At 62.5% G+C, this 21,803-nt stretch carries 20 protein-coding genes; 17 read left to right on the top strand and 3 right to left on the bottom strand.

From position 1 onward, the window contains the following. Window positions 1–9 precede the first annotated feature (9 nt). The 17 genes from mtnA (at window position 10) to ECTHA_RS0106875 (ending at window position 19,347) form a co-directional block, all read left to right on the top strand. Window positions 10–1,065 carry an S-methyl-5-thioribose-1-phosphate isomerase gene (gene mtnA / locus ECTHA_RS0106955; RefSeq protein WP_025281594.1) on the top strand — a complete coding sequence of 352 codons (1,056 nt, stop codon included), beginning with the start codon at window positions 10–12 and terminating at the stop codon, window positions 1,063–1,065. A 140-nt stretch (window positions 1,066–1,205) separates the two neighbouring features. Further along, window positions 1,206–3,809, top strand: coding sequence for a DNA gyrase subunit A (gene gyrA, locus ECTHA_RS0106950; RefSeq protein ID WP_025281595.1), 2,604 nt, complete (start codon window positions 1,206–1,208; stop codon window positions 3,807–3,809). Window positions 3,810–3,860: 51 nt separating this feature from the next. After that, window positions 3,861–4,943, top strand: coding sequence for a 3-phosphoserine/phosphohydroxythreonine transaminase (serC, locus tag ECTHA_RS0106945; protein WP_025281596.1), 1,083 nt, complete (start codon window positions 3,861–3,863; stop codon window positions 4,941–4,943). A 1-nt stretch (window position 4,944) separates the two neighbouring features. Then, window positions 4,945–6,108 carry a phosphoglycerate dehydrogenase gene (locus ECTHA_RS0106940; RefSeq protein WP_025281597.1) on the top strand — a complete coding sequence of 388 codons (1,164 nt, stop codon included), beginning with the start codon at window positions 4,945–4,947 and terminating at the stop codon, window positions 6,106–6,108. A 30-nt stretch (window positions 6,109–6,138) separates the two neighbouring features. After that, window positions 6,139–7,230 (top strand): prephenate dehydratase, encoded by a 1,092-nt coding sequence (gene pheA / locus ECTHA_RS0106935; protein WP_025281598.1) that lies wholly within the window; start codon window positions 6,139–6,141, stop codon window positions 7,228–7,230. Window positions 7,231–7,297: 67 nt separating this feature from the next. Beyond that, window positions 7,298–8,419: a histidinol-phosphate transaminase gene (hisC, locus tag ECTHA_RS0106930; RefSeq protein ID WP_025281599.1), complete on the top strand. Its 1,122-nt coding sequence runs from the start codon at window positions 7,298–7,300 to the stop codon at window positions 8,417–8,419. Beyond that, window positions 8,416–9,273 carry a prephenate dehydrogenase gene (locus tag ECTHA_RS0106925; RefSeq protein WP_025281600.1) on the top strand — a complete coding sequence of 286 codons (858 nt, stop codon included), beginning with the start codon at window positions 8,416–8,418 and terminating at the stop codon, window positions 9,271–9,273. Before hisC ends, ECTHA_RS0106925 begins: the two co-directional genes overlap by 4 nt. A gap of 93 nt (window positions 9,274–9,366) precedes the next feature. Beyond that, window positions 9,367–10,695: a 3-phosphoshikimate 1-carboxyvinyltransferase gene (gene aroA, locus ECTHA_RS0106920; RefSeq protein WP_025281601.1), complete on the top strand. Its 1,329-nt coding sequence runs from the start codon at window positions 9,367–9,369 to the stop codon at window positions 10,693–10,695. After that, the gene (cmk, locus tag ECTHA_RS0106915; RefSeq protein WP_025281602.1) at window positions 10,692–11,384 is read left to right on the top strand and encodes a (d)CMP kinase; all 693 of its coding nucleotides are present in this window, start codon (window positions 10,692–10,694) and stop codon (window positions 11,382–11,384) included. Before aroA ends, cmk begins: the two co-directional genes overlap by 4 nt. A 78-nt stretch (window positions 11,385–11,462) precedes the next feature. Continuing rightward, window positions 11,463–13,145 (top strand): 30S ribosomal protein S1, encoded by a 1,683-nt coding sequence (gene rpsA / locus ECTHA_RS0106910; protein ID WP_025281603.1) that lies wholly within the window; start codon window positions 11,463–11,465, stop codon window positions 13,143–13,145. A 108-nt stretch (window positions 13,146–13,253) separates the two neighbouring features. Continuing rightward, a complete protein-coding gene (locus ECTHA_RS0106905) occupies window positions 13,254–13,580 on the top strand; it encodes an integration host factor subunit beta (protein WP_158407551.1) in 327 nt (108 codons plus the stop codon). A 60-nt stretch (window positions 13,581–13,640) separates the two neighbouring features. Then, window positions 13,641–13,913: a LapA family protein gene (locus tag ECTHA_RS0106900; protein WP_238625184.1), complete on the top strand. Its 273-nt coding sequence runs from the start codon at window positions 13,641–13,643 to the stop codon at window positions 13,911–13,913. A gap of 6 nt (window positions 13,914–13,919) precedes the next feature. Further along, window positions 13,920–15,128: a lipopolysaccharide assembly protein LapB gene (gene lapB / locus ECTHA_RS0106895; protein WP_025281606.1), complete on the top strand. Its 1,209-nt coding sequence runs from the start codon at window positions 13,920–13,922 to the stop codon at window positions 15,126–15,128. 81 nt (window positions 15,129–15,209) lie between these two features. Continuing rightward, complete coding sequence (gene pyrF / locus ECTHA_RS0106890; RefSeq protein ID WP_025281607.1) at window positions 15,210–15,926, top strand: orotidine-5'-phosphate decarboxylase; 717 nt, start codon at window positions 15,210–15,212, stop codon at window positions 15,924–15,926. A 100-nt stretch (window positions 15,927–16,026) separates the two neighbouring features. Beyond that, window positions 16,027–16,314 (top strand): ComEA family DNA-binding protein, encoded by a 288-nt coding sequence (locus ECTHA_RS0106885; protein WP_025281608.1) that lies wholly within the window; start codon window positions 16,027–16,029, stop codon window positions 16,312–16,314. Window positions 16,315–16,432: 118 nt separating this feature from the next. Further along, window positions 16,433–17,326 (top strand): UTP--glucose-1-phosphate uridylyltransferase GalU, encoded by an 894-nt coding sequence (galU, locus tag ECTHA_RS0106880; RefSeq protein ID WP_025281609.1) that lies wholly within the window; start codon window positions 16,433–16,435, stop codon window positions 17,324–17,326. Window positions 17,327–17,448: 122 nt separating this feature from the next. Then, window positions 17,449–19,347: a hypothetical protein gene (locus ECTHA_RS0106875; RefSeq protein WP_025281610.1), complete on the top strand. Its 1,899-nt coding sequence runs from the start codon at window positions 17,449–17,451 to the stop codon at window positions 19,345–19,347. Here ECTHA_RS0106875 and ECTHA_RS17400 read toward each other — a convergent pair whose 3' ends face one another. From ECTHA_RS17400 to msrP, 3 genes are all read right to left on the bottom strand, one after another. Beyond that, window positions 19,348–19,665 (bottom strand): hypothetical protein, encoded by a 318-nt coding sequence (locus ECTHA_RS17400; RefSeq protein WP_025281611.1) that lies wholly within the window; start codon window positions 19,663–19,665, stop codon window positions 19,348–19,350. It abuts the gene before it with no gap. Window positions 19,666–20,118: 453 nt separating this feature from the next. Beyond that, complete coding sequence (locus ECTHA_RS0106860; protein WP_025281612.1) at window positions 20,119–20,730, bottom strand: protein-methionine-sulfoxide reductase heme-binding subunit MsrQ; 612 nt, start codon at window positions 20,728–20,730, stop codon at window positions 20,119–20,121. Beyond that, window positions 20,730–21,677, bottom strand: coding sequence for a protein-methionine-sulfoxide reductase catalytic subunit MsrP (gene msrP / locus ECTHA_RS0106855; protein ID WP_025281613.1), 948 nt, complete (start codon window positions 21,675–21,677; stop codon window positions 20,730–20,732). The genes ECTHA_RS0106860 and msrP overlap by 1 nt, the downstream gene beginning before the upstream one ends. Window positions 21,678–21,803: the final 126 nt, after the last annotated feature.

The following is a 21,803-nucleotide window of genomic DNA, read 5'->3' as shown; positions in this document are numbered from 1 at the left end:
CGACACGTCATGAGCACACACACGCACGACTCCATCCGCGCGGTCCAGTGGACCGGCACCCAACTCAGCCTGCTGGATCAGCGCCTGCTGCCCCATGAGAGTGTCTATCTGGAGATGGACACGGCGACCGCGGCGGCCGATGCCATCCGTGACATGGTGGTCCGCGGGGCGCCGGCCATCGGTGTAACCGCTGCTTATGCCGTGGTGCTGGCAGCTCGGCGCGCCTGGGCGGCTGATCAGCGTGGCTGGCGCGCCGGCATGGCGCCCGATCTCAAGGCCCTGGCCGATTCCCGCCCCACAGCAGTGAACCTGTTCTGGGCCCTGGCACGCATGGGGCAGGTGATGGAGGGGCTGCCCGATGATCAGGATCCGGAGCCCGCCCTGCTGGCGGAGGCCGAGCGCATTCATCAGGAGGATGTGGATGGCAATCGGCACATGGGGGATCTGGGGGCGGCCCTGCTGCAGGATGGCCGGGATGTGCTCACCCATTGCAATACCGGGTCGCTGGCGACCGGTGGCTATGGGACGGCCCTGGGCGTGATTCGCAGCGCCTACGCCCAGGGCCGGGTCAAGCATGTGTATGCCGATGAGACCCGCCCCTGGTTACAGGGGGCGCGCCTGACTGCCTGGGAACTGGTGCAGGACGGAATTCCCGTGAGCCTTTTGTGCGAAGGGGCGGCCGCCAGTCTGATGCGCGAGGGTCGCGTAGGGTGGGTGATCGTCGGTTCTGATCGCATCGCTGCCAACGGTGATGCTGCCAACAAGATTGGCACCTATGGGCTGGCGGTGCTGGCCCGTCATCATGGGGTGAAGTTCATGGTGGCGGCACCCACCACCACCATCGACATGGAAGCGGCCACCGGGGCGGATATCCCCATCGAGCAGCGCGGCCAGGAAGAGGTGCTGGAACTGGCCGGGCGCCGCGTGGCCGCCCCCGGGGCGAATGCCTGGAATCCGGCCTTCGATGTGACCCCGGCAGAGTTGATTGACGCCATCGTCACGGAGCGTGGTGTGGTGGAGAATCCCGACCTGCAGAAGATGAAGGCGCTGTTCGCGGCTGACTGAGCCGAGCCGGCCCGGCAGAGGCCGCAACCGTTCGCGGGCCGGTCATCCCGGCCCGCATCACTGCTGCCCCCTTCGTCGATGTGGTATCATCCGGCGTTTGTTTCAGTCCTTCCATGTCAACTACAGCGCCCTGAGACTGAATGGTCGAATTCGCCAAAGAAATCCTGCCGGTCAACCTGGAAGACGAGATGCGTCAGTCCTATCTGGACTACGCCATGAGCGTCATCATCGGTCGAGCCCTGCCAGACGTGCGCGACGGGCTCAAGCCCGTGCACCGCCGGGTGCTCTTCGCCATGCGGGTGCTGGGCAACGACTGGAACAAGCCGTATAAGAAATCCGCCCGCGTGGTGGGTGACGTCATCGGTAAATACCATCCCCATGGTGATTCGGCCGTGTACGACACCATCGTGCGCATGGCTCAGTCCTTCTCCATGCGCTACATGCTGGTGGATGGGCAGGGCAACTTCGGCTCGGTGGACGGTGACGCCCCGGCGGCCATGCGGTACACGGAAGTGCGCATGGCGAAGATTGCCCATGAGCTGCTGGCGGACATCGACAAGGAGACCGTGGATTTCGTCGATAACTACGACGGTTCCGAAACCGAGCCCTCCGTCTTCCCCACCCAGCTGCCCAACCTGCTGATCAATGGATCGGCGGGCATTGCCGTGGGCATGGCCACCAATATCCCGCCTCACAACCTCACCGAGGTGGTCAACGCCTGCGTGGCGCTGATCGACGATCCGGGCCTGGGTGTGGAAGGCCTGATGGAGCACATGCCGGGTCCGGACTTCCCCACCGCCGGCATCATCAACGGTGACCGGGGTATCCACGAGGCCTATCGCACCGGGCGGGGGCGCATCTATGTGCGGGCCCGCTCCCATGTGGAGACCGACGAATCCACCGGGCGCAACAGCATCGTGGTGACGGAGTTGCCCTACCAGGTGAACAAGGCGCGCCTTCTGGAGCGTATTGCCGAACTGGTCAAGGACAAGAAGCTGGAGGGCATCAGCGAGTTGCGGGACGAGTCCGACAAGGACGGCATGCGCATGGTGGTGGAGCTCAAGCGCGGGGAAGTCCCCGAGGTCGTGCTCAACAACCTCTACCTGCAAACCCAGATGCAGAATGTATTCGGCATCAACATGGTGGCCCTGGTGGACGGGCAACCCAGGTTGCTGGATCTCAAGCAGATTCTCGAGGCCTTTTTGCGCCACCGGCGCGAAGTGGTGACCCGCCGAACCATCTTTGAACTCCGCAAGGCCCGTGAGCGGGCCCACGTGCTGGAAGGCCTGGCCGTGGCCCTGGCGAACATTGACGAGATCATTGCCCTGATCAAGGCATCGGGCAGCCCGGCAGAGGCCAAGGAAGGGCTTCTGGGTCGCGTATGGGCCCCCGGTGTGGTGCAGGACATGCTGGATCGTGCCGGCGCCTGGGCCTCGCGACCGGAGGATCTGGCCAGCGACTTCGGGCTGCAGGAGGGCGGCTACCGGCTTTCCGAGGCCCAGGCCCAGGCCATACTGGACCTGCGCCTGCACCGCCTGACCGGTCTTGAACAGGACAAGATCGTCAATGAATACCGGGAACTGCTGGGGCGCATCGAGGAGCTGCTGGAGATTCTGTCCAGCCCCGGGCGCCTGATGGAGGTCATCCGTGAGGAACTGGTCGCCATGCGCGAACAGTACGGCGATACGCGCCGCACCGAGATCCTCAGCAATCACGTGGATCTCACGCTGGCAGATCTGATCACCGAGGAAGATGTGGTGGTCACCCTCTCCCACGCCGGTTACGCCAAGTATCAGCCCCTGACCGCTTACCGGGCACAAAAGCGCGGCGGGCGTGGCAAGACGGCCACCACCTTCCGCGACGAGGACTTCATCGACCGTCTGGTGGTGGCCAATACCCACGACACCATCCTGTGCTTCTCCAGTCGCGGCAAGGCCTACTGGCTCAAGGTGTATGAGTTGCCCATGGGCAGTCGCGCCGCGCGCGGGCGGCCCATGGTGAACCTGCTGCCCCTGGAAGAGGGCGAGCGAATCAATGCCATCCTGCCGGTACGCGAGTACCGGGAGGATCTGTTTGTGTTCATGGCCACCAGCAGTGGCATTGTCAAGAAGACCCCCTTGGTGGACTTCTCCCGCCCCCGTTCGAACGGCATCATCGCCGTGGGCTTGCGCGAGGACGACTGGCTGGTGGATGTGAAGGTGACCGATGGGCATCAGGATGTGATGCTGCTCAGCTCCGCTGGCAAGGCAGTGCGGTTCAGCGAAGACACCGTGCGAGCCATGGGGCGCACCGCCAGCGGTGTGCGCGGCGTGCGTCTGGGGCCGGACCAGCAGGTGATTTCCCTGATCATCGTCGATCAGGGCAACATCCTGATCGCCACCGAGAATGGCTACGGCAAGCGCACATCACCCGAAGAATTCCCCTTGCATGGCCGCGGCGGCCAGGGTGTGATCGCCATCCAGACGGGAGGCCGCAACGGTGCGGTGGTAGGGGCTACCCTGGTGGGTGATGAGGATCAGGTGATGCTCATCACCAACGGCGGCACCCTCGTTCGCACCCCGATCGGGGATATCCCGGTGTTGGGGCGCAACACCCAGGGCGTGCGTCTGATACGCCTTGCCGATGACGAGAATCTGGTGGAACTGGCGCGCGTCGAGGGCCTCAATGGCGACGACAACGAGAGCGGTGATGGCAACGGCGATGAAGCCGACGACGGTGGGTCGCTGCCGGAAGACGCCTCCTGACCCGATTCGCCCCGTAATCAATCTGTCCGTGATCCAAACCAGGAGTGAAACATGACACGTGTCTATAACTTCAGCGCCGGCCCTGCCGTGCTCCCCGAACCGGTGCTGGAGCGCGCCCGCGCAGAGATGCTCGACTGGAATGGCACCGGCATGTCGGTGATGGAGATGAGTCACCGCGGCAAGGCCTTCGTGTCCATCGCTGCTCAGGCAGAGCAGGATCTGCGCGACCTGCTCAAGGTGCCGGACAACTACAAGGTCCTGTTCCTTCAGGGGGGCGCCTCGGGTCAGTTTGCTGCCGTGCCCATGAACCTGCTGCGCGGCAAGAAACAGGTGGATTACGTGAACACCGGGTCGTGGTCCAAGAAGGCCATCTCCGAGGCCAAAAAGTATGCAGACGTTAACGTGGTCGCCACCAGCGAGGCAGACAACTTCACACACATCCCCGCATTCGACTCCTGGCAGTGCAATGGCGAAGCCGCCTACCTGCACTACACCCCCAACGAGACCATCGGTGGTGTGGAGTTCCACTGGGTGCCCGAAACCGGTGACGTGCCCCTGGTGGCGGATATGTCTTCCAACATCCTCTCCCGCCCCATCGACGTCTCCAGATATGGTGTGATCTACGCTGGCGCCCAGAAAAACATCGGCCCTGCCGGTCTCACCCTGGTGATCGTGCGGGACGACCTGATCGGTAACCCCATGCCCGGTCTGCCCAGCATCCTGGACTACAAGATCCAGGCAGATGCGGACTCCATGTCCAACACCCCTCCCACCTATGGCTGGTACCTGGCCGGACTGGTCTTCCAGTGGCTCAAGGAACTGGGTGGTCTGGAAGCCATGGAACAGATCAATCGCCGCAAGGCCGAGAAGCTGTACACCGCCATCGATAACTCCGCCTTCTATCACAACCCGGTGGAGGTGTCCGCACGGTCACTGATGAATGTGCCCTTCACTCTGGCAGATGCCGAACTGGATGGGCTGTTCCTCAAGGAGGCCGAGCAGGCCGGGCTGACCACTCTCAAGGGTCACCGCTCCGTGGGTGGTATGCGGGCCAGCATCTACAACGCCATGCCGGAGGCGGGCGTGGATGCACTGGTGGAATTCATGGTGGACTTCGAACAGCGCAAGGCCTGACATGTACAAGATTCTCACGCTCAATAATATTTCCCCCAAGGGCCTGGACCAGTTCGGGCACGAGCACTATGAAGTGGCCTCGGAGATGTCTCAGCCGGATGCCATCATGGTGCGCTCAGCCAACATGCACGACATGGATATCCCCGGTAGCCTCAAGGCTGTGGGCCGTGCCGGTGCCGGTGTGAACAACATCCCCATCGATGCCATGAGCGAACGGGGCGTGGCCGTTTTCAATGCCCCGGGCGCCAATGCCAATGCCGTCAAGGAGATGGTGCTGGCAGGGATGCTGCTGGCAGCACGCAATATCCCCCAGGCCTGGGACTACGCGCGGCAACTGGAAGGGGATGATGCCAGTGTTCACAAGCAGGTGGAGGCGGGCAAGAAAAAATATGCCGGCTTCGAACTGCCCAGTCGCACCCTGGGTGTGGTGGGCCTGGGTGCCATCGGTGTGCAGGTGGCCAACGCCGCCCGCTTGCTGGGCATGCGGGTGGTGGGCTACGACCCCCACATGACCGTGAACCGGGCCTGGCAACTCAATGCCGGCGTGGAGCAGGCGGTGAGCGTGGATGACCTGCTCAACCGCTGCGACATGGTGACCTTCCACATACCCCTCAATGATCACACCCGTCACCTGATCAACAGTGACCGGCTGCACAACATGAAGCGTGGCTCGGTGGTGCTGAATTTCGCTCGGGACGAAATCGTTGACGAGCAGGCAGTGCTGGCGGCACTGGCCTCCGGGCAATTGCACGCTTATGTATGCGATTTCCCAAGCAATGGTCTCAAGGGGCAGGACAGGGTGATCGCACTGCCACATTTGGGCGCCTCCACCAGCGAGGCAGAGGAGAATTGCGCCATCATGGTGGGGGAGCAGCTGCGCGACTACCTTGAGAACGGCAACGTGCGCAATTCCGTGAACCTGCCCGAGGTCATTCTGCCGCGCGCGGGCAAGTCGCGCCTTGCGGTCATGAACCGCAACCGTCCGGACATGGTGGGGCAGATATCCCACGTGCTGGGACAGAGCAACATCAACATCGTGCACATGGTGAATGAATCCCGCAACGGCATTGCCTACAATCTGATCGACGTGGAGGATGAGATTGATGAAGAGGCGGCGCGGGGTATCGCAGGTATTGATGGCGTGTTGCGTGTGCGCGTCCTCTGACGGGGCCGAGACGGCGGGGCAGATTGATTGATGAGTGCCGGGGACGAGACAACGCTCGCTGATATCCGTCAGCGTATTGATTCGCTGGATGCGCAGATCATGGCACTGATCAGTGATCGTGCCGCCTGTGCCCAGGAAGTCGCCCGCATCAAGCGGGAGGCCGATGAGCAGGCGGAGTTCTATCGCCCGGAGCGCGAGGCCCAGGTGCTCCGACGTATCCATCAGTCGAACCCCGGCCCCCTGGATAGCGAGGAGATGACGCGGCTGTTCAGGGAAATCATGTCTGCCTGTCTGGCCCTTGAGCAGCAACTGTCGGTGGCCTTCCTGGGGCCGGAGGGCACCTTCACCCAGGCAGCGGCCCTGAAGCATTTTGGCCATTCCGTGAAGACGGTGGCCATGAGCGCCATCGACGAGGTGTTCCGGGAGGTGGAATCCGGCAGCGCCCACTATGGTGTGGTGCCGATAGAGAACTCCACCGAGGGCGTGGTGACCCACACCCTGGACCGCTTCATGCAGTCTCCGCTGAGTATTTGCGGTGAGGTGGAGCTGCGCATTCATCATCACCTGCTGTCCACCGAGAGGGACCTGGCTCAGGTGGAGCGGGTCTACTCCCATCAGCAGTCCCTGGCCCAGTGCCGGGAATGGCTGGATGCGCGCCTGAGCCATGTGGAGCGGGTCGCCGTGAGCAGCAACGCCGAGGCCGCACGCCGCTCCGCACGGGAACCGGGCACGGCGGCCATCGCCAGTGAGGCGGCAGCGGAGTTGTACGGCCTGGGTGTGCTCTCTGCCAATATCGAGGACTCCCCCGATAACACCACCCGTTTTCTGGTCATCGGGCCGCGCTCCAGCGGCCCTTCCGGCCATGACAAGACCACGCTGCTGCTGTCTGCGCGCAACCGTCCGGGCTCCCTGTTTGCTCTTTTGTCACCGTTTGCCAATCACGATGTCAGTCTGACCCGCATCGAATCCCGACCCTCCCAATGTGTGAACTGGGAGTATGTCTTCTTCATCGACATCGTCGGGCACGCCGCCGATCCTCCGGTGGCCGGGGCCCTGAAGGAATTGCGGGAGGCGGCAGAGTTGGTGAAGGTGCTTGGCTCTTATCCCAAGGCAGTGCTGTAGTTCTGGCCATCGATGGCCGGACCGCTCCCAGGGGACGGGGCGCCCATCGACACAAACAGGAGAGAGTATGAGTTGTGATTTCCAGGCCCTGGCCAACGCCGGGGTGCAGAAACTGATGCCCTACCAACCCGGCAAGCCGGTGGAAGAACTTGAGCGTGAGCTGGGTATCTCCGAGAGCATCAAGCTGGCCTCCAACGAGAACCCCCTCGGCCCCAGCCCCCGCGCCATCCAGGCCCTGGGAAGCCTGCTGGATCAGCTGGCGCAGTACCCTGATGGCAACGGTTTTGCGCTGCGTAACCGCCTGGCAGAAAAGCTCGGCGTGGAGGCTGAGTGCATCACCCTGGGTAATGGCTCCAACGATGTGCTGGAGCTCATCGCCCGCGCCTATCTGGCGCCTGGCCGCAGCGCGGTGTTTTCCGCCCACGCCTTTGCCGTTTACCCGCTGGCTGTGCAGGCCGTGGGCGCAGAGGCCCGGGTGGCCGCCGCTCATGCGCCAGACCATGCCATGCCCTGGGGGCATGATCTTGCTGCCATGGCGGACCAGGTGACCGCTACCACCCGGGTGATCTTCGTGGCCAATCCCAATAACCCCACGGGCACCTGGGTGGATGGTCAAAGCCTGCATGATTTCATCGCCGCCCAGCCGGCCGATACCCTGGTGGTGGTCGACGAGGCCTATTGCGAGTATGTGGAAGAACCGGATTACCCGGATGCCACGCGCTGGCTGGCCGAATTCCCCAACCTGATCGTGACCCGGACCTTCTCCAAGATCCACGGTCTTGCCGGGCTGCGCATTGGTTATGCCGTCTCTCACCCGCAGGTGGCAGACATCCTCAATCGGGTGCGCCAACCCTTCAATACCAATGCCCTGGCTCAGGCGGCGGCCCTGGAGGCCCTGGATGACGACGCCCACGTGAGACAGTCGGTACAGGTGAACCGCGAGGGCCTGCAGCAGCTCGGTCAGGCCTTCGACGAACGCGGTCTGGGTTACATCCCTTCCGTGGGTAATTTCATCTGTGTGGACGTGGGTGGCGAGGCCGAGCCGGTCTATCAGGCACTGCTTCACCAGGGGGTGATCGTCCGGCCTGTGGGCGGCTATGGCTTGCCCCGTCATCTGCGCGTCACTGTGGGGCGTGCCCATGAGAACCGGCGTTTCATCGACGCCCTGGACCAGGTGCTGAAGCGGTGATACGTCGTCTGACCATCTTTGGGGTGGGCCTCATTGGAGGCTCACTGTCCCTGGCCCTGCGGGCCGCGGGCACCTGCCAGGAAGTGGTGGGTTGCTCCCGCTCGGAAAGCCATCTGCGCGAGGCAAAGGATCTCGGCGTCATCGACCGCTACACCCTGGACCCGGTGGAGGCCGTCAAGGGTGCGGATATGGTGGTGCTGGCCGTACCACTGGGGGCCATGCGAGGGGTTTGCGAGGCCATCCGCGGCCATCTGGAGCCGGATGCCTCCCTCACTGATGTGGGCAGTGCCAAGGCCAGCGTCGTCGAGGCTGTTCGTGAGGGGTTCGGCGAAATGCCGTTGGGGTTCGTTCCGGGGCACCCCATCGCCGGCACCGAGAAGAGCGGCGTATCGGCTGCCTTTCCCACCCTGTTCCATGAGCGACGAGTGATCCTCACTCCCCTGGAGACCACGGATCTGGGTGCCCTGGCCCGGGTTCGGACCATGTGGGAAGAAGCCGGTGCGGTGGTTGAGACCATGTCGGTGGAACACCACGACGAGGTTCTGGCCGCCACCAGCCATCTGCCCCATCTGCTGGCCTTTGGCCTTGTGGACAGTCTGGCGCGCATGGGTGAGCGAGAGGAGATCTTTCGTTATGCCGCTGGCGGTTTTCGGGATTTCACCCGCATTGCATCCAGCGACCCGGTCATGTGGCGGGATGTCTGCCTGGCCAATCAGGAGGCCATCCTCAAGGTGATGGGTCGTTACCAGGAAGATCTGGGCATGATCACCCGGGCCATCGAAGCGGGTGATGGCGATTCCCTGCTGGAGATTTTCCAGCGTGCCAAGGGTGCTCGTGACCGTTTTTGCCCATGAGGGCGGCATCCAGCACCGTTTTTTGTTTTCAAGACCGAAGGCTACCTGATATGTCCGAGATGACCCGGCTGACCGCTGCCGAGGAGAGCATGCATGACTGACCCACAGGAGGTGATACTGCAGGTGGAGCCTGGCGGTCGGCTGCATGGCCAATGCCGGGTGCCCGGAGACAAGTCCATTTCCCATCGGGCCATCATGCTGGGTGCCCTGGCCGAAGGTGAAACCCGCATTACGGGATTTCTCGAAGGCGAGGATTGCCTGGCCACCCTGAAGGCTTTCCGTGCCATGGGCGTGGAAATCGATGGCCCTGAAAAGGGGCAGGTGCATGTGCGGGGCGTGGGCCTGCATGGCCTCAAGGCGCCCGAGGGCGCCCTGGATGTCGGTAACTCGGGCACCTCCATGCGCTTGATGGCCGGGCTGCTCTCCGGCCAGGCCTTTGACTCCACCCTCACCGGCGATGCCTCCCTGACGCGTCGCCCCATGCGCCGGGTCACCGAGCCCCTGGCTCGCATGGGCGCACGCATCCGTACCAGCGATGATGGCACGCCGCCTCTTTGCATCGAGGGTGGTGCGCTGCTCCAGGGGATCGACTATCGCATGCCTATCGCCAGCGCCCAGGTGAAGTCCAGCCTGTTGCTGGCGGGGCTGTACGCGCAGGGGCAGACCTGCGTGACCGAACCGGCCCCCACCCGAGACCACACGGAGCGTATGCTGGCCGGCTTTGGCTACCGGGTGCAGCGTCATGATGGGTGTGTGTGCCTGCGCAGGGGAGGCCAGTTGCAGGGGGGCGTCATTGATGTCCCGGCAGATATCTCCTCGGCAGCGTTTTTCCTGGTAGGGGCGAGCATTGCCCCGGATTGCGAGCTGCGCCTGGAACACGTCGGCATGAACCCCACGCGCACAGGCATCATCGACATCCTCAAGCTCATGGGCGCCGATATTCAGGTGGAGAATCCGCGTGAGGTAGGGGGCGAGCCGGTGGCGGATCTGCTGGTGCGCTCGGCGCCACTGCGCGGTGTGCGCATCCCTCCTGAACTGGTGCCCCTGGCCATTGACGAATTCCCGGCGCTGTTCGTGGCAGCGGCCTGTGCCCAGGGCGAAACCGTGCTCACCGATGCCGAGGAATTGCGAGTGAAGGAGAGTGACCGGATCCAGGTGATGGCTGAAGGCCTGACCACGCTGGGCATTCGGGCTCGTCCCACGCCGGATGGGATCGTGATCGAAGGTGGGCAGTTCACCGGGGGAACCGTTGACAGTCACGGCGACCACCGGGTGGCCATGTCCTTTGCGATGGCCGCCCTGCGGGCCCAGACACCGATCCGGATACGCCACTGTGCCAATGTGAACACTTCCTTCCCCGGTTTTGTACAACTGGCGGGGCGCATGGGGCTCAATATTCAGCAGCAGGAGGGTGGGGCATGAGTGCGCCTGTCATCACCGTGGACGGGCCAAGTGGTTCGGGCAAGGGCACCATCAGTCGCCAGGTGGCCGAAAGGTTGGGGTGGGGCTTTCTTGATAGTGGTGCGCTGTATCGTCTGGTGGCCCTGGCTGCACTGCGCCGCGAACTGCCCCTGAATGATGCGGATGCCCTGTTCGATCTGGCCCGTAACCTGGATGTGCATTTTGAAACCGGGGGTGAAGAGGGTCCGCAGGTCTTTCTGGACGGCCAGCGCGTCGCCTCGGAACTGCGCACCGAGGCCTGTGGCGACGCTGCCTCCCAGGTGGCAGCCCTGCCGCCGGTTCGCGAGGCCCTGCTGGCCCGCCAACGGGACTTTCGCGTGGCCCCGGGATTGGTAGCCGATGGCCGCGACATGGGTACGGTTGTCTTCCCCGATGCACAGTTGAAGGTCTTTCTTACAGCCAGTCGTGAAGAGCGCGCCCAGAGGCGTTACAAGCAGTTGATGGAACAAGGACTTAGTGCTAACCTTCAGTCCCTTTTAGACGAGCTTGCCGAGCGTGACCGGCGTGACACCGAGCGGGCCGTGGCCCCGCTCAAACCGGCGGAGGATGCCGTTGAGGTGGACTCCACCCACATGAGCATCGACGCGGTGCTCGATGAGATATTCTCATTGGCGGCCAAGCGCGGCTTAAATACCGTCCCCGGCAGGTAAGCCAGGGATTCTTTTAAAAACAACCGGTTTGCAAACGGACTTATTGCAGGCCTTAATCAATGCAGGTTCAACTAACCCATGACAGAAAGTTTCGCGCAAATGCTCGAGGAGAGCATGGCCAGCACCCAGATGCGGCCCGGCTCCATCCTTCACGGCACCGTCATCGACATCCGCAACGACATGGTTGTGGTGAACGCCGGTCTGAAATCCGAAGGTGTGATTCCGATCGAGCAGTTCTATAACGACAAGGGAGAAGTCGAAATCCAGGTGGGTGACGAGGTTGAAGTCGCCCTGGAAACCCCCGAAGACGGCTTCGGCGAGACCCGCATGTCCCGCGAGAAGGCCAAGCGGGCCAAGGCCTGGGAACGCCTGGAAGAAGCCATGGAGAAGGACGAAACCATCTCCGGCATGATCAGCGGCAAGGTCAAGGGCGGCTTCACTGTCGAACTGGGCGATATCCGCGCATTCCTCCCCGGCTCCCTGGTGGATGTTCGCCCCGTGCGCGACACCGCCTACCTGGAAGGCAAGGAGCTGGAATTCAAGCTCATCAAGCTGGATCGCCGCCGCAACAACGTCGTGGTGTCCCGCCGTGCCGTGGTGGAAAAGGAATACAGTGCCGAGCGCGAGGCCCTGCTGCAGAACCTGCAGGAAGGCATGATGCTCACCGGTATCGTCAAGAACCTCACCGACTACGGTGCGTTCCTGGATCTGGGTGGTATCGACGGCCTGCTGCACATCACCGACATGGCCTGGAAGCGGGTCAAGCACCCCTCCGAGGTGGTCAATATCGGTGACGAGATCAACGTCAAGGTGCTCAAGTTTGATCGCGAGCGCAACCGTGTGTCCCTGGGCCTCAAGCAACTGGGTGAGGATCCGTGGGAGAACATCACTCGCCGCTACCCCGTCAGCACCCGCCTGTTCGGCAAGATCACCAATATCACCGACTACGGCTGCTTCGTGGAAGTGGAAGACGGCGTCGAGGGTCTGGTGCACGTCTCCGAAATGGATTGGACCAACAAGAACGTCAATCCCGCCAAGGTGGTGACCGTGGGCGAGGAAGTGGAAGTGATGATCCTCGATATTGACGAGGAACGTCGCCGCATTTCCCTGGGCATGAAGCAGTGCCAGCCCAACCCGTGGGACGAATTCGCCGCCATGCACAACAAGGGCGAGAAGGTCACTGGTGTGATCAAGTCCATCACGGACTTTGGCATCTTTGTGGGCCTGGACGGCGGCATCGACGGTCTGGTTCACCTGTCCGATCTGTCCTGGAACATGCCTGGCGAAGAAGCCGTGCGCAACTTCCGCAAGGGCGAGGAGATCGACGCCGTGGTTCTGTCCGTGGACCCCGAGCGTGAGCGTATCTCCCTGGGCCTCAAGCAGCTGGACAAGGATCCCTTCTCCAACTTCGTGGCCGAGCACAGCAAGGGCAGCATCGTCAAGGGTGTGATCAAGGAAGTGGACGCCAAGGCAGCCATCATTGATCTGGGCGATGGCGTCGATGGCGTGCTGCGTGCTTCCGAACTGTCCCGGGATCGCGTTGAAGACGCCCGCACCATGTTGAATGTGGGTGAGCAGATTGATGCCAAGTTTGTCGGCGTGGACCGCAAGAACCGCACCGTGAGCCTGTCCATCAAGGCCAAGGAAACCGATGAAGAGCAGGAAATGATGCAGGACTACAGCAGCTCCTCGGTGGCCACCACCTCGCTGGGTGACATCCTCAAGGAACAGCTGGCCGGTAACGATTCGGATAAGAAGTAATCGGGAGGGCACCAAGCACGCTGGAGCCAGGGATGGCTCCATCGGGCCGCTGACTCCGCGCTCGAAGGCACCCGGCGAACCAGCCAGGGATTGTCATGGTGGTGTAACGTGCAACAGGGCAGAACGATGACGAAATCGGAACTCATCGATATACTAGCTCGCAAACAAAGCCATCTCGCGTACAAAGATGTCGAGCTGTCTGTGAAGACCATCCTCGAACAGATGAGCCAGGCCTTGGCGACTGGGGATCGCATCGAAATCCGTGGTTTCGGAAGTTTTTCCTTACACTTCCGCCCGCCACGGGTGGGGCGCAACCCGAAGACGGGCGAGACCGTGTCTCTTCCCGGGAAGTACGTGCCCCATTTCAAGCCTGGCAAGGAACTGCGGGAGCGGGTGAACGAGCCGGAAAAGCCTGACAAGGTGGCGATCCGCTGACGTGGCAACAACCAATGTCCACAATCGGGAATGCAGCCCATGAGTCGATTGATACTTATCTTGTTTGTTATCGTAGCCGTTGTGCTGGGAGCCAGCTTCACGGTCATCAACGCAGGGGACGTGGATGTCAACCTGTACCTGGAGACCTACCAGGTGCCCCTGTCCATCGTGGTGTTCGTGAGTCTGCTGCTGGGGGCCATCCTTGGGGGGTTGGCCACGTCCGGCATGGTGATGAGTCGGGGCCGTGAGGTGCGTCAGATGCGCAAGCGCTGCAAGCGTGCCGAAGACGAAATCGCCAGGCTGCGCCAGTTGCCCAGTAGCGGGAAGGTGTAAGCCTGCATGCTCGAACTCCTGTGGCTGCTGCTACCCGTAGCAGCAGCTTCGGGATGGCTCGCAGCGCGCCGTGCCCAACAGGGGTCCGAGGCCCCGGGTCGGGGCGCTGCCTTTTCGTCCGAGTACATCCAGGGCCTCAATTATCTGCTCAGTGAGCAGTCTGATCGTGCTCTGGAGGTCTTCATCGATATGGTGGAGGTGGATCCAGAGACGGTGGAGACCCACCTGATCCTGGGCAGCCTGTTCCGGCGAAGGGGCGAGGTGGACCGGGCCATCCGGATACACCAGAACCTCATGGAACGCCCCGGTCTTGAACCGGCCCAGCGGGCCAACGCCTTGATGGAACTGGGGCGTGACTACATGAAGGCCGGCGTACTGGACCAGGCAGAACATCTGTTCAAGGAACTGGTCGAGCTTGGCTACCTCCAGGCCGATGCTTACAAACGCCTCAGGTCCCTTTACGAACAGGAAAAGGACTGGTCGCAGGCCATCTGGGCCAGCGAGCAACTCTGCGAATTCTCCAGCGAACCCCAGAACCAACGCATCGCCCACTATCATTGCGAGTTGGGCGAAATGGCGCGTGGGCGGGGCGATCGCGAGGAAGCGGGGCGCTGCGCCCGCAGGGCGCTGAGCTTTGATCAGCATTGTGCCCGGGCCAGCATTCTCATGGGAGATCTGGCGCGGGAGGAGAATCATCCCCACCTGGCCATCGAGCACTACAGTCGGGTGATGCGTCAGGATGCGGGGTTCGTCACGCTGGTGCTGGAGCAGGCCCGGGAGGCATTCCAGACGCTGGGCGATACAGCGGGCTATGAGAATTTCCTGCAATCAGTGCGCGAGAATGATGCCTCGGTCAGTTCAGCCCTGGCGTTGGCACGACTGCTCCACGACAAGAACCAGAGGGAGCCCCTGGATCAGCTGTTGACTGAAGAGATGGGGCGGGATCGGGTGCCTTTGCGGCTGGTGAAGGAATACCTTCTCATCATGTCTGCCCGCGGCGAAGCCGCTGATGTGGATGCGCTCGACAAGGTGGCCAGGGCTCTGGGCGCCTTCCTGAAAGAGCGCCCTCAATTTGGCTGTGTGCGTTGTGGCTTTCAGTCCCGTAACCATTTCTGGCATTGTCCAAGCTGCCATGCCTGGGGCAGTATCCGGCCCCTGGAACGGCCTCAGGTAGCCCGTCCGGAAACCTCCCTCACACCTCCGGCAGGTAGCTGAAGAGGCGGTGTGCACCCAAGCCTCCGTGCGTTGACCTCGCCTCTATCCATTTCATCCCTCACCCGAACTTCCGTTGCCCACATGCTGATCCAAAACTCTGAACCACGCATCATCATCGCCCTGGACTTTCCCGACGCCGATACGGCACTGTCGTTCGTGAAGTCCCTGGATCCTGCCCAATGTCGTCTCAAGGTGGGCTTCGAGTTGTTCGTGGCCGCTGGTCCGACGCTGATCGAAGCCTTGCAGACCCGCGGTTTCGAGGTCTTTCTGGATCTGAAATTCCATGATATCCCCAACACCGTCGCAGGCGCCTGCCGCACGGCCGCAGCCTTGGGTGTGTGGATGATCAACGTTCACGCCAGCGGTGGCCGACGCATGATGGAAGCGGCGCGGGAGGCGCTGGAAGGGGAGGGCAAGCGTCCTTTGCTGATCGCGGTGACCGTGCTCACCTCCATGGATGATGCGGAGCTGGAGGCCTGTGGCATCGGGCGGGGTGTGGATGGGCAGGCCCGTTTCCTGGCTGGTTTAACCCAGGAAAGTGGCCTGGATGGAGTGGTGTGTTCGGCTCGGGAGGCCCCCGTTCTGCGACAGGAACTGGGTACCGAGTTCCTCAAGGTGACCCCGGGTATTCGCCCTCGCGGTAGTGAGGCGGGGGATCAAAAGCGCATCGTCACGCCCGCAGATGCCATCCGCGATGGGGCCACGCACCTGGTCATTGGTCGTCCCATCACCCGGGCGCAGGATCCGTCTGCCGTGCTTGCCGCCATCCATCAGGAGTTGTTGGGCCTGGAGACTTGAAGAACCCGCAGACTTGGGTAAGATAGCGGATGTGGGCCACAGGATGGCAGGACAGACTGGCTCACGACACACCATGGATATGCCAAGGAGGCAATTGGTCATGAAGCATCTCTCCGTTTTGATCCTGTTTTTTCTTTGCACCTTCACCGCGGCTGGTTTGCAGGCCGGCGGCCCGGTGGATATCAACCGGGCGGACGCCCAGGCCCTTTCACAAGCCCTGCAGGGTGTGGGGCCTGCCAAGGCTCAGGCCATCGTGGAGTATCGCGAAGCGAATGGCCCGTTCCGGTCAGTCCACGAGCTGACACAGGTGGGGGGTATCGGCGTCCGGACTGTGGAAATCAATCTGGACGTCATTACGCTGGATCAGGATGTGGCAGCCAACCAATAGACGTCGGGAATATTGACCTGGCGACGAGGACCAAGGGGCAGCAGCGCTGCCCCTTGTCTTTTTGTGGGGCGGTCGCGCATGCTTCCACTACCACTCAACTGGACGCTGAAGACTCATTATGCACAAGAAGATTCGCAAGGCCGTCTTTCCCGTGGCAGGGATGGGAACGCGTTTCCTTCCGGCCACGAAGGCCAATCCCAAGGAAATGTTGCCGGTGGTGGATAAGCCGTTGATCCAGTACGCCGCCGAGGAGGCTGTGGCGGCCGGGATTGATGTTCTCGTGTTCGTCACGGGCCGTAACAAGCGCTCCATCCCTGACCACTTCGACAAGGCCTATGAACTGGAAACGGAGCTGGAAGAACGTGGCAAGGAGAAGATGCTGGAGATCGTGCGAAATATCCTGCCACCCCACGTGACGTGTGCGTATATCCGTCAGGCCGAGGCCCTGGGCCTGGGGCATGCGGTGGGCTGTGCCCGTCCCGTGGTGGGAGACGAGCCCTTTGCGGTGATCCTGGCCGATGACCTGATCGACGGCGAAGGAGGCGGTTCCGCCCTCAAGCAGATGGTGGACGTCTACGAGGAATATGGCTGCAGCATCCTGGGGGTGGAAGATGTGCCCAAGGACGAGACGCACAAATATGGTGTGGTCAGCCCCGAGCGCGTGACCGACAGGCTCTGGGATGTGAAGGGTATCGTGGAGAAGCCGGCCCCCGCCGACGCACCATCCAACATGGCAGTCGTGGGTCGTTACATCCTCACGCCCCGCATTTTTGACCTGATCGAAAACACCGGCAAGGGGGCCGGGGGGGAAATTCAATTGACGGACGCCATCTCCGATCTCTTGGGAGAGCAGCGTGTGTTGGCCCAGCGCTTCCAGGGGACCCGTTACGACTGTGGCAGCAAGCTGGGTTACCTGCAGGCCACAGTGGAATATGCCCTCAAGCACCCGGAACTGGCTGATGATTTCCGTGGTTATCTACAAAACGACGTGTGTAAGCGCATCCTGGGCTGATGATTCGATAGCTGGTCCGTGTCTCTTGTGCCATGGCGTTGTCCGCGGGCGGTCGTCGCCCGCGAGGCGGTGCACTGCCTCCCTGAGGACAGTCCCCGCAGGCTCCCACGGAATGACTTGAAGTGAAATGGAGCCAGTTCAGTCGTTTTAGGCGCCCCCGACAGCAGGACGGTGTTTCCCTGGGGCGGGCGGAAAACGAGAAGATGGAACGCGTGACGCGGGCCGTCAGGCGTGTGCGCGTCTCCCGTAATCTCCTGAAGCTTGTCTGGACCGCCGGTCCGGTCACCGGCCTGGGCCTCTACGGTGGCTACTACATCGGCTACGGACAAGCTCCGTCTCCCCAGCTTCTCACCTATTTCATCAGCTTTACCATCCTCTCGGGCCTGATCGGTCTGCTTGCCACGATTGTTTACGACAGCACCCACGGCATGTCCAAGGAGCAGGCCCGGGCGGATGTGCTGGAAACCATTGATATCCTCGGTGACCTCATTCTGGCTGTTCGTGATCTCTCCATGGAGGGTTTTGAAGTGGATGTTCGCCGCCGGGAGGCGGCTGTCCAGCTGCTGCAGCGCGTGGATCTGTCGCCGGATGGGGTGGCCTTTGCCTGCGAGGAGCTGATCGGAGACCCGGAATTGGGCCAGACACTGGCCCATATTGATCATCTTCGTCGGGCGGGCCTGTACAGCCGTATCCGGGATCTGCATCTGGAGCATGGGAAGCGTTTCGACAAGGCCCTTTCGGAGCTTCAGCCCGTGGCTCCCATCGCTGCCTCCATCCTGCGCGAGCGTTACATGGGTGGGGCGCCCAAACTGCAGCATGGTACGCCCAGGGACGAGTTCTTCGTGGAACGCGTGATGGCCGCCATCGAGCAGGACAATCCCCTGTTGATGACGGCAGCCGACGTGGAGGCCATGCTGGTATTGGCTTTCGAACTGATCAATGGTCGCGAGATTCCCCTGCTGCTGTTCAGTTACAGGGGAAAGTGGCGTCTGGCCGCAGCACTGGACCGGCTGGAGGAGCAGCGCAGTCGCTACCGCATAGCCCAGGCCGCGGGGGGCAACCGGATCCGTGCGCTGGCCTCCTGGCTGGTGGAGGCCGAGGCCCTACCCTACGAGGAGGTGCCGGAAGGATTGTCGACACCCGTGCTGGTGGAACGTGTGCTCCAGGCACTGGATGGCATGGCACGGGATCTTTCCGAACTGAGCGGGCGGGTCGGCGATCTTCCTGACGGCGTCACCTCGGGTGATATACGGCGCCAAGGCGATATCCTTGCCAATGCCGTACGGCTTTACCGCATGGCTCATGAGGCCTTCAAGGATATCGGTCGCGTGCACGCGGAGTTTCTCAAGGCAGCGGAGGATTGGGAGCGGTTCGTTTCTGCGTTTGGCGAGGAAACCGGTCAGTTGCGCCTGGGGCCAGGCAGCAAGGGCCTGCGGATTGTCGAGAAGGTGGTCAGCCTGGATGAGGATGCCCGGGAGGCTTTTTGCAGCCACATCGTCAATTACCTTCACGGTGAACATCTGGAGAAACGTGGTCGGCGCTTTTTCACGCGTCAGGACGGGCGTCGTCGTGCGCTGACCCTGGAGGGGGCCCGGCAATTGGCCGTGGAAGTGGCCCTGGCGCTGGAGCCGCATGTGCAACTGTCCCGGGCGGAGGTGCAGCGGGGTGTGGGTGCCACCAATGCCAGTTACCTGGGGGGGCTGGAGCCGGGGATGAGCGCTCAGGATAAGCGTGCCCTGGGCGAGGCGATGGCTCAGGACGTGGAACAGGATATGAGCCAGCCGGCAGAACGGCTGGCCCTGGTCCTGGTGAAGCACTACCGGGTGCAACTGACAGAGGATGCGTGTGAGTTTCTCAAGGAGACCTACGGGGCCAGAGAGCAGGTGTTGAGCATGATTTCCCAAAGTCAGGCCGAGGAGATGCCCCGAATGAACCTGCTGAGTCAGCGTCCCCCGGTGGTTCCCGCGCCCCGACGCAAGTGGTACCGGGCGCTGGCCCAGGCCCGCCGGGTCCTGCCGTGATCAGGGCTGGGGTGGGCGGCTCTTGGCCTGCTCTGGCATGTGTCGATTCAGGCGGGCCAGTGTGCTCTCCGGCAGCCCCCGGGTGAGGCGTCGCGCCGTGTGGTCATCCAGGCTGCGTAGCACAAGGATCTGCGACTTTTCCGCCAGTTGCAGGAAGTTCAGGCGGGCGGAGCCGAATTCACCGTGGCAACAGGCGCGATAAACGACCTTCGGGCTGACGGGGCGGCCAGCGGGGCTGGTGCCGGGTGTGTTGGGAAAATCCACCGACAGCATGGCGCGATTCAAAAGACGGGTGAGGTTATGGGCAATCCGGTTCATGGGCCTCTCCTGGCTGCCGGGGGCAGCACGGGTTGACGATGCATGGGGTACGTGACGGCCTTGTTGGCCGTGTGGGCATGCACGAGAGGACCTCGAAGAGCGGTCGAGAGGAAACACAGGCAGACACAAAACCCGAGGCGCGAACCTGAGTTGAGGTCACGCGTCTGGGTGAATGCCTGCGGGGATTTCAAGCTCCCTGACTGCGCCGACGGCGGCGACACATCAGGAAGCCCTGGAGCGGCAAGGGGTTACCGCGCGGAGGACTGACCCTGACGGACGTCGCGGCATGTCGGTCGCGGGCCAGCGAGGGCCTCGGCGCGCATGCATCTACAACAACTGTCCATCGTTGGAAAACGCCTCTGTTGCTAGACAAGTGCCGTGCGCACAAGGGCGCGACAACGTACACAGTTTACCGCGGGGTGCGCCCCATGTGAAGCCGGCAGGGTGGTCACCTCAGGAACGGGATAACAGCCCATCGCCCAGGCGAAAGCCGATCAGCCCCATGAGAACGATGGCGCTTACCAGTACCTCGGGACGGTCCCCCCGGTCCACCAGGGCGAAATGCCAGATGCCACCGGCCGCAGATAGATACCCCAGCCGATGCAGCCATTGCCATCGGCGGGGACCGAGTAATGCCTGGGCGCGCCGCACGGATGTGAGCACCAGTGGCACAAGCAGCAGCAGACTGATCAACCCCACCTGCAGGTGCAGCATGCGGGCCATCTCCTCGACGATGAAGTCCCAGAACCAGGCCTGCTCCAGGCCGAGCCAGACCAACAGGTGCAGGCTCAGGTAGGTGAAGGCCCAAAGGCCCATCTGCCGGCGCACGGCCATGAATGCCGTCCACCCGGTCAGGCGAAACGCGGGCCCCAGGGCCAGGGTGGCCAGCAGCCAGTAGAGCCCCCAGCGACCCAGGTGATGCAGCAGGGTCTCCTCCGGGAACACCCCCAGATGATCCGTATGCCAGGCCCACGCCATCCAGAACAGTGGTGTCAGCGCGGTGGCCAGTACGGCCAGGCGCGCCAGGGTGTGCCAGGGAAACGAGCGCGTGCGCTGTTGCTGCATCAGAAATGCTTCTCCAGATCCATGCCGGTGTACAGGGCGGCCACCTGTTCCTCGTAGCCGTTGAACATCAATGTACGCCGGCGCCCACGTTCGCCCAGGCGACGTTCCGTGGCCTGGTGCCAACGTGGATGGCGCACGTTCGGGTTCACGTTGGCGTAAAAGCCGTATTCCCTGGGTTGGCTGGCCTCCCAGGATCCTACCGGCTGATCCTCCACCAGGCGGATGGCGACGATGGATTTGATGCTCTTGAAGCCGTATTTCCAGGGGACCACCAGGCGCAGCGGCGCGCCATTCTGGTTCGGCAGCACCTCGCCATACATGCCCACCGCCAGCAGGGTAAGGGGATGCATGGCCTCGTCCAGACGCAGGCCCTCCCGATAGGGCCAGTCCAGGATGTCGCGACGCTGGCCCGGCATCTGCTCGGGGTCGTGCAGGGTCTCGAATTCCACAAAGCGGGCGCGGGAAGTGGGTTCAAAGCGCCGGAGGAGGTCCCCCAGGGGAAACCCCACCCAGGGGATGACCATGGACCAGGCCTCCACGCAGCGTAGCCTGTAGATGCGTTCCTCCAGGTCATGGGGCTTGAGAATGTCCTCCAGGGTGTAGACACCTGGCCGGTCCACCTCGCCTTCGATACGCACCGACCAGGGATCGGTACGCAACTGCTGGGCATGCCTCTTGGGGTCTTCCTTGCCGGTGCCGAACTCGAAGAAATTGTTGTAACTCGTGGCCGTCTCACGATCGGTGAGGGCTTCATCGGTGTTAAAACGCCCTGGTGCGACGTCGGATACCCGGTCGCGCCAGGCCAGGGCGCTGCCCGGGAACAAGCCGGGGAGAGCGGCGGCACCCAGCACGACCGCAGCCTGCTTCATGAAACGTCTGCGTTGGGCGTATAGCTCCCTGGGGGTGATCTCATGACTGGGTGGAACGGGATAGCGGTAACGGGCCATGCAGGCACCCCTCGCATTGTAATGGGTGGTTAGTTGATCAGGCTCATGGCTTTGACCATTACTGGACTGAATACGTTGAACAGCCCCGAGGTTCGTCGTAAAAAGGTATTTAGAATTAGTCTAATT

This window comes from Ectothiorhodospira haloalkaliphila ATCC 51935 (assembly GCF_000633935.1).
GTDB classification, from domain to species: Bacteria; Pseudomonadota; Gammaproteobacteria; order Ectothiorhodospirales; family Ectothiorhodospiraceae; genus Ectothiorhodospira; species Ectothiorhodospira haloalkaliphila.
Note: the sequence above shows the minus strand (reverse complement) of the source record. Positions and strands in the feature narration are given on the sequence as shown.